We start from the raw sequence: 12,704 nt of genomic DNA on the forward strand, positions 1-12,704 counted from the left end.
ATAAATATGACAACAGCACATGAGGTTAAAACATTAACACATTTCATTGGTGGAGAGCTTGTGGAAGGAAAAAGTAATCGCTTTGGTTCTGTATACAATCCTACGACGGGTGAGGTGATTGCCAAGGTGCCACTTGCAACTGTAGAAGAAACTCGGGAGGCAATTGATAAAGCACAGGAAGCATTTCCGCAGTGGAGAGATACGTCAGTAGCTAAACGTGCTGAGATTGTATTAAAGTTCCGTCATCTTATTACTGAAAATATGGAGGAGCTTTTACAAATTATTTGTACAGAGAGCGGTAAAACAATTGAGGATGCGAAAGGCGAAATTACACGTGGTTTGGAGTCTGTTGACTTAGCTATTGGTGCACCTCATTTAATGAAGGGGGAGTATTCTGTCAATGTCGGTGGTCAGATTAATGCCTACTCTGCAAAGTATCCATTAGGTGTAGTAGCGGCTATTTCGCCATTTAACTTCCCAATCATGGTGCCTTTAGCACAAACAAGTATGGCAATTGCTGTCGGCAATGCAGTTATTTTAAAAGCTTCCGAGCGTGTACCTATGACTGCTTTGTACGTGAGTGAGCTTTGGAAAAAAGCTGGGTTACCAGATGGTATATGGACGGTAGTAAATGGAGATAAAGATGCAGTAAATGAACTATTAGAAAACTCGATTGTACAAGCAATTTCATTTGTAGGATCGACACCAGTTGCCCAATATATTTATGAAACAGGCTCGAAATACGGTAAACGTGTTACAGCGCTTGGTGGAGGGAAAAACAATATGGTTGTGATGCCTGATGCGGATCTTGATCAGGTAGCAAATGCATTTATCGGAGCAGCTTATGGGGCAGCCTCTCAGCGTTGTATGGCCATTTCCACGATTATGCCTGTCGGAAAGGATACAGCAGATCGTCTTGTTGAAATCTTAAAGGAGAAAATCGCTAACTTGAAGGTAGGTTCATATACAGATCCAGAGTCAGACTTTGGCCCTGTCATTTCACAGCAATCGAAGGAAGCGATTATTGCGGCTATCAAACGAGGCGAGTCTGAAGGGGCAACAGTTATTTGTGATGGTCGTGAACTCGATATTGTCAAAGAGTCAAAAGGATTTTTTGTAGGGCCAACATTGCTAGATAACGTAAAACCAGGCATGGAAATTTATGAACAAGAAATATTCGGTCCAGCTCGAAATGTTGTACGTGTTGATTCATTGGACGAAGCCATCCAACTTATTAATAAGCATGAGCTTGGAAATGGGGTCACAATCTTTACGAATGACGGTTTAGCAGCTCGTAAATTTACAACAGAAATCGATGTTGGTATGGTGGGCGTGAATGTACCAATTCCAATTCCTGTTGGTTACCATAACTTTGCTGGATTTAAAGGTTCTCGCTTCGGAGAAGGTCATATGTTTGGCCCAGATCAAGCACGCTTCTTCACAAAAACAAAAACAATATCAGAGCGTTGGATGACAGGTCAGGCATCGACAGCATCTACGTTTGCATTCCCAAGTAATAACGACTAATACAAATGAAGAGCTGTATTCTTTTACAGCTCTTTTTAAATGGCTCAAATAATAGGTATAATCCTTTATTCTCAGGAGGGATTGCGTGAAAGGAAAAACAGTTTTTATTACTGGAGCAGCACGTGGTATTGGGTTATCTATGGCATTAGCGTTTGCTGAACAGGGAGCGAATGTAGTGATAACAGATATGAATGAACAGCTTTTAGCGGAGGTGATTAAACACAATCCGCAATTAACTGCATACACATGTGATGTTACGGATGAACAGGCAATATGTGATGCGATTGACTTTACGGTTCAAAAGTTCAAGACAATAGATATTGTCATTAACAACGCAGGGTTTCAGCATGTTTCTCTTATAGAGGATTTCGCGACAGAAATCTTTGAATCCATGCAAAAAGTGATGCTTGTTGCACCTTTTATAGCAATGAAATATGTGTTACCGCATATGAAGAAAAATAAGTTTGGACGCATTATTAATATGGCATCCATTAATGGCGTTATCGGGTTTGCCGGTAAGGCTGGATACAATGCGGCAAAGCATGGCGTTATTGGTTTAACAAAAGTTGCTGCATTGGAGGTAGCAAATGAAGATATAACAGTGAATGCGATTTGTCCAGGGTATGTCGATACAGAATTAGTGCGTAATCAGTTTACGGAGTTAGCAAAAACAAGGGGAATCCAAGTAGAGGAAGTGCTTGAGCAGGTACTTTATCCACTCGTTCCTCAAAAACGTTTACTAGATGTATCGGAAATTACAGGACTTGCGCTTTATTTAGCTAGTGATATGGCAAAGGGGTTAACAGGTCAAGCAATTATTTTGGATGGCGGTTATACAGCACAATAGCTTAGGAGGGTGAAATATGATTCAAACAAAAACAATCTATACGGTTCATTCGCCAGGAACGATCGTTTATGGTCGAGATTCTTTTAATGAACTAGGCGAATACGCAAAAAAATTAGGGACTAAGGCTCTTATCATTAGTGACCCGATCATGGATAGCTTAGGCTTTGTTAATCAATGTAGCACTTTATTAAGAGCTAATGGAGTAGAAACATTTTCATATTTAGGCGTAACAACGGAACCAGTGGATACGTATGTAGCAGAGGGGCTTCATATTTTACAAGCTGAGGGCTGTGATCTTATTATTTCTGTCGGTGGCGGGAGCTGTATCGATACAGCCAAAGCAATTGCAGTAGTTGCAACGAACGGTGGCTATATTGGCGATTATATGAAACTGGCAAAAATCGCAGAGCAAGCACCGATTCCACATATTGCGATACCGACAACTGCGGGGACTGGCTCAGAAGCGACGGATGTAACAGTCATTACTAATACGAAAAATGAAGTGAAAATGATGATTAAGCAGCCTGCATTTATGCCAAACATCGCTATTGTAGATCCGATTTTAACGGTTACCTCTCCACCCTCCATCACTGCGGCGACAGGTATCGATGCATTAAGTCATGCTATTGAAAGTTATTTATCTCGTTTAGCACATCCTTACTCGAATGTACTTGCACTATCAGCCATGGAGTTAATCGTTCATAATATTTTAAAAGCTTACGAGCAAGGTCATGATATTGATGCTCGGGAAGCAATGTCGCTAGGCTCCATGCAAGCAGGTCTTTCATTCTCAAATGCTTCTGTCGCTTTAGTACATGGCATGTCTCGACCAATAGGAGCATTATTCCATGTACCTCATGGTATTTCAAATGCCATGCTCTTACCGGCAGTATTAGAATTTTCAAAGGATGCTTGTGTCGATCGGCTCGCGGATCTCGGTAAGTTTTTCAATAAAGATAATGAGCAGTTATCTCAAGAAGCGCTTGCCGATTTAGCTATTGTTTCGATTAAGGAAATGTGCAAGAAGATGGATATAGGTAATTTAAAACAATGGGGCATTAATGAAGATTCCTTTTACGATGCGATTCCGAAAATGGCAGCTGATGCAATTGCCAGCGGTAGCCCCGGAAATAATCCTAAAGTTCCGACAGAGGCAGAGCTTATGGAACTTTATAAAATTGCCTATCATTATGAGTTTTAGGGTTACGAAAGGAATCTGTCTAAAATAGAGTTACAAATCATATGTAATTTGTAACTCTATTTTTTATTAATTGCATATTATAATTTTGAAACACTAAGGGGATGGGTTTAATGGAACAATGTTTTATTTGCAATAAACACAAGGGCAACATTCAAACCTCAGGGGTCATGATTTATGAAGACGAATATGTTTATGTTGGGCATATAGACAGAAATGGAGCACCTAATTATTTAGGTCATATCATGATTGATTTAAAAAGACATGCTCCTACTCTAGGAGATATGACTATAGACGAGGCAAAAGCATTTGGTGTCATTATGGCTAGAGTCAGTAAGGCAATAATTGGATGTGAAAAGGCAGAGCATATCTATTCATTGGTTTCTGGGAATTCAGTGCCACATTTACATATGCATTTAGTTCCTCGATATCCTCATACCCCTCAACAGTATTGGGGACCAAATGATGTTTATGATTGGGAAGATGCTCCGATGGGCGACAATAGCGAAGTTGTTAAGCTTTGTACTCGAATAAAAACATATCTAGAGAATAATGCGTATGAGTAAATCCGTAGAAGATTTTAGCTGGATAGGTAGCCAGGACAACTTCATAGATCATCCAAATCTTTATCAAATCAAACATGTTATTGTTGGACGATATGGCGGTAACTCCGATGCAGGACAATATAAAAACGAAGACGGTTGCTTAGTATGGCTAGATGAAAAGCAAGATTGGGAATTCTCAGTTTTATTGGATGCTCATAATACATCTGAGAGTGCCCAAATAATTATCGAACAATTTTTTTATCATAAAAATGGAATTAAACATTTATTATCTTTACCGACAAACCATCAAACCTTTAAAAGGATTGAAGAGAAGATTTTAACTATATTTCAATCGGAAGAGTTCTTGTCTGTTTGCAGGAATATTACCGGAGAAACTGCATGTTTAATTGTCGTAAGAAAGGATAAATATGTATGGTGGTTTTCAGTTGGAGACTGTGTTCTTTTTTTATTTCACGAAGAATTGGCTGCATTAGGTCAGTTTCAATTAAATCAAAGGCAATTTTATGAATGGATAGGACAAATCAACACGTTTGAACAGGACGTCCCTTGCTATAGCGTTGGAATTAAAGAATTAAGAAAAGGAGAAAATCGTCTATTTCTAACCACAGATGGCTTACTTGAATGTCCTCATGAACCATACGCTAACCCGATTAACATTTACAATTCCTTTTGTAACGCTAAGGATAAAGAAAGCATTGGGTCAATGTTAAAGAATATCAAAAAAAATGGTGTCAGAGATAGCACTACTATAGTTTTCTGGAAAGTGAATATTTCAAAGGAAGCCACTAGAGCGAGTAATCAAGATTAATGGAGTCTAGTGCCTGCGGAAGAGAAGAGAAAACCCGCGCGTAGCAGTGAAATACCCGCGAAAGAGAAGCGGAAATCCGCGCATAGCAATAAAACACCCGCGAATACCCAGCAACATAAGAATCCCAGCTAGCAAGACCTTTCAATCTTGCATCCACTCTGTTGGTTTGTAGAATTAATATGACATATTCGAGAAAATATAGTAATATTTTAAGTGAATCATCATTCATTTTTCGGAAGGGGAAATCGTATGTTGCAGGGGAAAACAATTATTATTACAGGTGGATCAAATGGAATGGGGCTTTATATGGCGAAGCAATTCGTTGCTGAAGGGGCAAATGTTGTCATTACAGGTCGAAATGAGGAGCGGTTGGCAGAGGCGAAAGCTTTTATTTTAGAGGCGGGAAATACGATTGAAACATTCCAAATGGATGTTCGAGTGCCTGAGCATGCGGAGGCAATGTTAGCATTTGCTGTTGAAAAGTTTGGACAGGTTGATGGGCTTGTGAATAATGCAGCTGGGAATTTTATCGTACGTGCAGAGGATTTATCACCAAATGGTTGGAAGACTGTTGTTGATATCGTTTTAAATGGGACATTCTTTTGTTCTTCTGCGGTCGGTAAGTACTGGATTCAACATAATATTAAAGGATCTATTCTTAATATGGTTGCAACTTACGCATGGAGTGCAGGAGCTGGTGTTATTCATTCTGCAGCAGCGAAAGCGGGTGTATTGTCAATGACTCGAACGTTGGCTGTTGAATGGGGAAAACAATATGGCGTTCGAGTCAATGCAATTGCTCCAGGTCCAATTGAGCGTACAGGTGGTGCAGATAAGCTTTGGGAGTCAGAGGCTGCAGCTGCTCGTACATTGGACTCTGTTCCGTTAGGTCGTATAGGGACGCCTGAAGAAATTGCTGATTTGGCAACATTTATGATGTCTGATAAGGCAAGATATATGAATGGGGAATGTGTGACACTTGATGGCGGGCAATGGCTCAATCAGTATCCATTCTAACTTCACACAAAGCCGATTCCGGATGTAATTATGCCGGGGATAATTGATAACAAAAAATCTTTGCATAATGGAGAGCTGGGTTGACGCATACTAAGGGTAAAGAAAGGAGTTTTGCCGATGGGTATGTGGTTAATACCGGCTCTTATTGCCATTACGATTATTTCTGCTATTTCGCTTGTGTCAACGCTGAAGATTGCCAAAATGACGTCTCAGCGGAAATCGGAAAATGATACGCCGATTTCAGAAACCGTTGAAGAGTATTCGACGATGCTCAACCCGGTTGTTTGGGTATATATCATTTTTTTACTTTTTCTAGGGATAATGATTTTTTATTATTGGAGTAAGGCTGGCTATTAAAAAGATTTTTTTCTTCATTCAGTTCATATTTTTCAATATAGCTGAATGAAGATATTTCCATTTCCCTCAGGTGAAACCCTCTTTATATATGCACTTTCGATACTTAGTTTTGCTTCAAATTGCTTAAATAATTCGTTGCTAATAAAAACTCTTCTCGGCCTTGTCGTGGTCATATAAGGAAAAGTTATGATATGATAAAAGGGAAGCATCCTGTTCTGCAAAGCGGGGACAGAAAAGGAGAAGAAGTTCATGATTTCAACTAACAGCAAAGACTTATTAGCAATGCCAATTAGTGAATTTATTATTTCATCTGAAAAGGTTGCGCATGTACAAAGTGGAAATAGTGCGGAACATGCACTCCTAGTACTGACACGTACAGGGTATTCTTCGATACCTGTTTTAGATTTGAAATATCGACTTCAAGGTTTACTAAGTATGAAAATGATTACTGAATCCATTCTTGGACTAGAACATATTGAATATGAAAAGCTACCCGATATTAAAGTGGATACGATAATGGATAAAGATATCGCTGTATTAAAGTTGACGGATACTTTTCAGCGGGCTCTAGACTTAGTTATTAACCACGCCTTTTTATGTGTTGTGGACGAAGATGGAACATTTGCAGGAATTTTAACGAGACGAGTTATTCTAAAGCAATTGAAAAAATATATTTATCAAAAAGAGTAGTAGTTTAAGAGGGGACTCAGATGAAAATCATGAGGCCCTCTTTGCTTGTATCGGAGGTTTACTGATTGATGGCAACGGAGGCTGAAGTTTTAAAAGTACTAGCAGAGGAACGTAATATGCGTAAAGCAGCAGAACGTTTATTTTTATCGCAACCAGCACTTTCTCAAAGGCTCCAAACTATTGAAAAAGACTGGGGCACGCAGTTATTTATTCGTTCGCAAAAAGGACTTACGGCGACACCTGCTGGAGAGCTTATTATTGCCTATGCAACAGAAATGCTCAGCAAAAAAGAAGAGATTTATGAAACAATCCAATCACTAACGACGAAAGTAAACGGGACATTGAAGATTGCCTGTGCATCGATTGTCGGACAAAACTGGCTTCCGATCATATTAAAGGATTTTGTATCGAAATATCCTGAGGCAAAAATTTCTCTTATGACCGGTTGGAGCTCTGAAATTGTAGAAGCACTTTATGAGGGTGAGGCTCATGTAGGGATTGTACGTGGGCAGGTTGATTGGAAAGGGGAAAAAATTCACCTTTTTCGTGACACCCTTTATTTAGTAGATAAAGAGTTAAAAACGATAGAAGATGTTCTGACGACAGACCGACCTTTTATTCAATTTAAAAGTGATTCCAATTACTATCAGGAAATTCAACAATGGTGGCGGCAGCATTTCGCTTCAAATCCAAGCAAACAAATTTTAGTTGATCAAATTGAAATTTGTAAGCAAATGGCATTGAATGGTATCGGTTATGCTATTTTGCCTTCAATAACGTTAAATGATAATGATGGTATTAATAAAATAGCATTAACTAATAATGAAAAAGAATTTGGTTTAACGCGCGATACTTGGTTAATTGGCTATGAATCCTCATTTGAGTTACGACAAGTAGAGGCTTTCGTAGAGGTAGTACAAGACCATGCACGATGTTTGTTTGATTATACGAAATAAGAATACTCTCAAGGCAGTCTCAAGTGATTATTTTCACTAGGGGCTGCTTTTTTTAGCCAATTTTTAATCTCACCATAGCGTGAGGTTGATTTCCGTTCCGACTGGGCGCTTTCCTGGGGGCGTCCGATGAGCCGCTTAGCTTCGCTGCAGGGTCTCATCTGTGACGCTAATCCCCAAGGAGTCGCCCAGTCTCCACTCCAATCAACTAATTCATATCACATACGTTTTAAGAGAATGTCATTCCTAACATGCAATAATGAACAAAAATTTATTAATGCAACCAATTGCTATAAAGTTGGGTTGGTTTCCGTTCCGACTAGGCGCTTTGTTGCTTTATTGCTGCCGCTTCGCTTCAGGGTCTAATCTGCGAAGCTAATCCCCAGGTGTCACCCAGCCTCCAATCTAAGTTTTGACAAATGACATGCCTAACCTTATTGATTAGCTAATTCTTAAGAGTTTATGAATATTCATGAAGATGTCATAAGAAATGGAACAAAATGCAAAATAAAACGTATAATTATTTAACCATCAATTTGTATAAAAAGGGGTTGAGTTTTTGAAAAAAACGAATATAACGGCACTCATACTACTATTCATGCTTGTGATTAGCCTTATTCTGCCTGTGGAGCAGGCGAGTGCTACTGCAACTGCTACGTTAGAAGTACAGGCTAAAGTAGGGATTGCAGGTAAGGCTAAATACCAATCAGTTGTGCCACTTCAAGTAACAGTAAAAAATATTGGTGCAGATTTTTCTGGAGATATGGTCATCAATGCTTCCGGTTCCTATCAAGCTGCAACAGCAAAGGTGCTTCCGATAGATATAGCGGCAGGAGAAGAAAAAACATTTGATATTTATCTAGATGGTATCGATAACTATAATTACTCGAATTCAGATGTGTTTGCATTTTTTGAAGGAGGCATAGAAAAAGGAAAAAAGGTTGCATATAAAGGAACAAAGCAGCTACAAAGTAATCTTTTAGATCCTTCATCCGTTTTTATTTATACATTAACGGATAAAAGTGATCGTTTATCAGCATTTTTGCGCCTTTCTCAATTAGCTCCTCAAAATAATGTTGAAGTGTTCAATTTAAAGCAAATCAAGGATTACACATTGCCAGAGGATACACAAGGATTTGCAATGGCGAATGTTATCGTCATCGATGAAATTGCTAGTGCTGATTTATCCCAAAAGCAACAAGAGTCTTTACTAAAATGGGTACAGAATGGTGGAACATTATTAATAGGAGCTGCTGATCAATTAAATGCTACAGCAGAGATTTTTAAGGATTATTTACCATTAACATTATCACAACAAATGACATCTGTTTCCGCAGATAGCCTATCGAAATTATCAGGCGGAGGAGCTTTTACACAGCCTATTTCTATTTATGGAGCAACTGAAAATCAAGGAAGTATTCCTGTATTAGCAGAAAACAATAAGATTTTAGCGTCTAAGAAAAAAGTGGGCAGTGGAGAAATTATTCAAACAGCCTTTTCTTTAGGGGACCAACCACTTGCGTCTATGGCTGGTTACCCATCATTAGTGGCGAAATTGATAAATATTCAAAAGATGTCACAACAAGTGGTTCATGGACAGTCATCGCTGGAGCAAATTTCAAATGACCTGAGTTATATAAATGAATTATTCCCTTCGTTTGAAGTATCTGTTAGCTATATGCTCATTGTTATCATTTTATATATTTTAATTATCGGACCTATTTTATATTTCATTTTAAAGAAAATAGACAAACGTGAGCATGCATGGTGGATCATTCCTGCGATATCGATTGTGTTATCTATTGCTCTATTTATTTTTGGTGCAAAAGATCGAATTGGGCAACCGCAAATTCAACAATCTGCATTTTATAAAATAAATGCAGATAGTAGTTTAAATGGTTATTATGTAGAGTCCATTTTAACAAATCGTAGTGGTGATTTTGTTGTGAATACAGATAAGAATACAAGTGCATTCGCGCTGCGAAATTCTAATAATTTCGCAGGGACAATGGAGGATTTACATGAAATATCCTATATTAAGGAAAATGCCAATGGGTCAACGTTAACACTACGTGATTTAAGCTATTGGTCTATTCAGTCGTTTGCAGGGAAGACGGCGGCACAAAATATTGGCAAAATGGATATCGATATTACGTTAAAAAATGAAAAGCTGACTGGGACAATTAAGAATAATTTCCCGTTTGCCCTAAAGGACGTTACGTTAATCTCTGGCATTAAAGAAGTTAAACTTGGCGACATTGAAGCGAACGGTACACTTAAAGTCGATAAAGAGCTAAAAGCAACAGTTCTTCAAAAACCATCTGCTTTTATTAATTACAATTACGGTATTTATCCAACGAAGAAGGAAGAAGTGAATCCTTCACGTATCGAATCAATGAAAACGATGGCATTACCGCTTGTAGAAAGTGATAAGAAGCCTGTCATTACAGCATGGGCTGATCAAGCTATTGCTGGGGTTGAGCTGGAAAAAGGTGCCGATATGTCTCCTCTTACTTATTTTGTTCAGCCATTTGATGGCAAAGTAGAGCTATCAGGTCCATTCACGATGAAACGTAACAACTTTACGTATTCAGTAAACCCATTATCTCCTAATTCGTATGCTGAAAAAATGGATGAACAGTTAAATAATTGGCGCTTGTCTGATGGTTCATATGAAGTATCCATTGCGATGCCAGATCATTTTATGAATGTAGTTCAAACATTAAACGAACTGACGATTTCGAATAAGGATAGCAATCGTATGCAGCTATCGATTTGGAATAACGAGACGAAAACTTATGAGCCATTGGTAGATACGAAACAGGTGTTTGCAGATAATGTAAAAAAATACTTCAATGAAAATGATGAATTGTTAATTGAGGTTAAATTTGGACCAGATCAAACGGGTGATGAAACAAAATTACCAGATGTAGAGCTGAAGGGAGTGGCGAAATAATGATTGAAATTCGTGATTTAACGAAAAGGTATGGCTCCTTTACAGCACTAGATCATTTGAATCTATCTTTGGAGGAAGGGGTTGTCTTTGGCTTTGTAGGTGCCAATGGGGCAGGGAAATCGACTACATTCTCGATTTTAGCAACGTTGCTGTCTCCAACTTCAGGCGATGCTCTTATTAATGGGAAAAGCGTTATTAAGGAACCAAAGGAAGTACGAAAACAAATTGGTTATATGCCAGATTTCTTTGGTGTCTATGATCAACTAAAAGTAGACGAATACTTAGACTTTTACGGTGCCAGCTACGGCATTGGGGCAGCCGAACGAAAAGTACTTATTCCACAGCTGCTAGAGCTAGTAAATTTAACAAATAAACGGTATGACTATGTTGATTTACTGTCACGTGGGATGAAGCAGCGTCTATGTTTAGCACGTGCTCTTATCCACGATCCTAAAGTATTAATTTTAGATGAACCTGCATCAGGTTTGGATCCACGTGCACGCATAGAAATGCGTGATATTTTACGGAATTTAAAATCCATGGGAAAGACGATTTTAATCTCCTCACATATTTTGCCTGAGCTTGCAGAAATGTGTGATGAAATCGGTGTAATTGATAATGGTAAGCTTATCGCTCATGGTAATGTGGCTTCCATTCAAGCACAGCTCCAGGGGGAGAAGCGTATCGTAGTTAAAGTAACGGATTGTTTAAACGAGGTACGTGCATTTTTGGAGGAGGATCCACTGATCTCTTCTATCGATATAATGGAGAATCGCTTAGAGATAGCCTTTAACTACCGCGGAACAGATGCTGATCAGGTAGCACTATTGAAAAAAGCTATACTTGCGAATTTACCTATTTATGCGTTAAGTGAAGAGGAAAAAGATTTAGAGGACGTCTTTATGGCTATTACGAAGGGAGCGGACAATCAATGATGGAACGATTTTATAATCCAGTATTCGTAAAAGAATTGAAGTTGCGCTTCCGTTCTTTTAAAAGCTTTTCAGGTTTAATGTTTTATTTAGCGGTTATTTGTATTTTTATCGCAGGGTTTTTGCTTATCACTACTGGATTTACAGGCAAGGGTTTCTTTAAACCAGAAACAAGCTTTATGATGTTTGCGGTTTTAACAATATTACAAATGGCTCTTGTTCTTTTCATTACACCAAGCTTAACGGCCGGTGCAATTAGTAGCGAAAGGGAAAGGCAAACATTAAATATTTTACTAACAACGACACAAAGCTCGACCCAAATCATCATCGGAAAATTATTGTCCTCGGTAGCATTTTTAGTATTAATGCTAATCGCGGGGTTACCACTATATAGTTTAGTATTTTTATTTGGTGGCGTATCACCATCTCAATTAATCTCGATATTTTTATTTTATTTATTAACAGTCGTAGCAATTGGAAGTATTGGTGTTATGTTTTCAACTATTACAAAGCGAACAATTGTTGCGATGATTTCTACGTATGGTTCGATTATCTTTTTAGGTGGCATCACAGCGTTTTTCTTCTTTTTAACAATTGCCTTCCATCAAATGGGTAATACTGCCGTAGGTACGACGACTTCTTATATGGCTTACTTTTGGGCTTCTATTAACCCAGGTGCATTAATGCTGACGCTTACTTCTCCATCTATGGGCGATGCGTTAGCACAAATTTCGGGAGTGGAATTACCTGTATGGATTAGTTACTTAATAGCCTATTCATTGATTATTGTTTTTTGTTTAACTATTGCGATTAAAAAATTACGTGCCAATATGAAAAGCAACCGATAAGGAGG

General features: G+C 38.4%; 12 protein-coding genes. All 12 read left to right on the plus strand.

The genetic code is table 11. The features are described from left to right. The first annotated feature begins 6 nt into the window (after window positions 1-6). On the plus strand, window positions 7-1,527 hold the full coding sequence (locus tag ACQKMI_RS07375; RefSeq protein ID WP_427487996.1) for a CoA-acylating methylmalonate-semialdehyde dehydrogenase: 1,521 nt from the start codon (window positions 7-9) through the stop codon (window positions 1,525-1,527). A gap of 85 nt (window positions 1,528-1,612) precedes the next feature. Further along, a complete protein-coding gene (locus ACQKMI_RS07380; RefSeq protein ID WP_323645406.1) occupies window positions 1,613-2,374 on the plus strand; it encodes a 3-hydroxybutyrate dehydrogenase in 762 nt (253 codons plus the stop codon). Window positions 2,375-2,390: 16 nt separating this feature from the next. Beyond that, window positions 2,391-3,575 carry an iron-containing alcohol dehydrogenase gene (locus ACQKMI_RS07385; protein WP_427487997.1) on the plus strand — a complete coding sequence of 395 codons (1,185 nt, stop codon included), beginning with the start codon at window positions 2,391-2,393 and terminating at the stop codon, window positions 3,573-3,575. 110 nt (window positions 3,576-3,685) lie between these two features. Continuing rightward, complete coding sequence (locus ACQKMI_RS07390) at window positions 3,686-4,138, plus strand: HIT family protein (RefSeq protein WP_427487998.1); 453 nt, start codon at window positions 3,686-3,688, stop codon at window positions 4,136-4,138. Next, on the plus strand, window positions 4,131-4,946 hold the full coding sequence (locus ACQKMI_RS07395; protein ID WP_427487999.1) for a protein phosphatase 2C domain-containing protein: 816 nt from the start codon (window positions 4,131-4,133) through the stop codon (window positions 4,944-4,946). The genes ACQKMI_RS07390 and ACQKMI_RS07395 overlap by 8 nt, the downstream gene beginning before the upstream one ends. A 249-nt stretch (window positions 4,947-5,195) precedes the next feature. Continuing rightward, entirely contained in the window at window positions 5,196-5,963 is a 768-nt protein-coding gene (fadH, locus tag ACQKMI_RS07400) for a 2,4-dienoyl-CoA reductase (protein WP_427488000.1), read from the plus strand. 117 nt (window positions 5,964-6,080) lie between these two features. Then, entirely contained in the window at window positions 6,081-6,320 is a 240-nt protein-coding gene (locus ACQKMI_RS07405; RefSeq protein WP_323645396.1) for a short-chain dehydrogenase, read from the plus strand. Between the two features lie 249 nt (window positions 6,321-6,569). Next, entirely contained in the window at window positions 6,570-7,010 is a 441-nt protein-coding gene (gene cbpB / locus ACQKMI_RS07410; protein ID WP_323645395.1) for a cyclic-di-AMP-binding protein CbpB, read from the plus strand. 68 nt (window positions 7,011-7,078) lie between these two features. Continuing rightward, window positions 7,079-7,966, plus strand: a complete 888-nt coding sequence (locus tag ACQKMI_RS07415) for a LysR family transcriptional regulator (RefSeq protein WP_427488413.1) — start codon at window positions 7,079-7,081, stop codon at window positions 7,964-7,966. 556 nt (window positions 7,967-8,522) lie between these two features. Next, a complete protein-coding gene (locus ACQKMI_RS07420; protein ID WP_427488001.1) occupies window positions 8,523-10,919 on the plus strand; it encodes a DUF7408 domain-containing protein in 2,397 nt (798 codons plus the stop codon). After that, window positions 10,919-11,854, plus strand: coding sequence for an ATP-binding cassette domain-containing protein (locus tag ACQKMI_RS07425; RefSeq protein ID WP_427488002.1), 936 nt, complete (start codon window positions 10,919-10,921; stop codon window positions 11,852-11,854). Before ACQKMI_RS07420 ends, ACQKMI_RS07425 begins: the two co-directional genes overlap by 1 nt. Further along, entirely contained in the window at window positions 11,851-12,699 is an 849-nt protein-coding gene (locus ACQKMI_RS07430; protein ID WP_427488003.1) for an ABC transporter permease, read from the plus strand. The genes ACQKMI_RS07425 and ACQKMI_RS07430 overlap by 4 nt, the downstream gene beginning before the upstream one ends. Window positions 12,700-12,704 lie beyond the last annotated feature (5 nt).

It is taken from the genome of Lysinibacillus sp. NPDC097214, from assembly GCF_050277945.1.
GTDB classification, from domain to species: Bacteria; Bacillota; Bacilli; order Bacillales_A; family Planococcaceae; genus Lysinibacillus; species Lysinibacillus xylanilyticus_B.

Bases quoted from the DNA above. Each gene is read 5' to 3' on its own strand.
- ACQKMI_RS07430 (WP_427488003.1), top strand. From the start codon at position 11,851: ATGATGGAACGATTTTATAATCCAGTATTCGTAAAAGAATTGAAGTTG.
- ACQKMI_RS07405 (WP_323645396.1), top strand. From the start codon at position 6,081: ATGGGTATGTGGTTAATACCGGCTCTTATTGCCATTACGATTATTTCT.
- ACQKMI_RS07375 (WP_427487996.1), top strand. From the start codon at position 7: ATGACAACAGCACATGAGGTTAAAACATTAACACATTTCATTGGTGGA.
- ACQKMI_RS07390 (WP_427487998.1), top strand. From the start codon at position 3,686: ATGGAACAATGTTTTATTTGCAATAAACACAAGGGCAACATTCAAACC.
- cbpB (WP_323645395.1), top strand. From the start codon at position 6,570: ATGATTTCAACTAACAGCAAAGACTTATTAGCAATGCCAATTAGTGAA.
- ACQKMI_RS07425 (WP_427488002.1), top strand. From the start codon at position 10,919: ATGATTGAAATTCGTGATTTAACGAAAAGGTATGGCTCCTTTACAGCA.
- ACQKMI_RS07415 (WP_427488413.1), top strand. From the start codon at position 7,079: ATGGCAACGGAGGCTGAAGTTTTAAAAGTACTAGCAGAGGAACGTAAT.
- ACQKMI_RS07395 (WP_427487999.1), top strand. From the start codon at position 4,131: ATGAGTAAATCCGTAGAAGATTTTAGCTGGATAGGTAGCCAGGACAAC.
- fadH (WP_427488000.1), top strand. From the start codon at position 5,196: ATGTTGCAGGGGAAAACAATTATTATTACAGGTGGATCAAATGGAATG.
- ACQKMI_RS07385 (WP_427487997.1), top strand. From the start codon at position 2,391: ATGATTCAAACAAAAACAATCTATACGGTTCATTCGCCAGGAACGATC.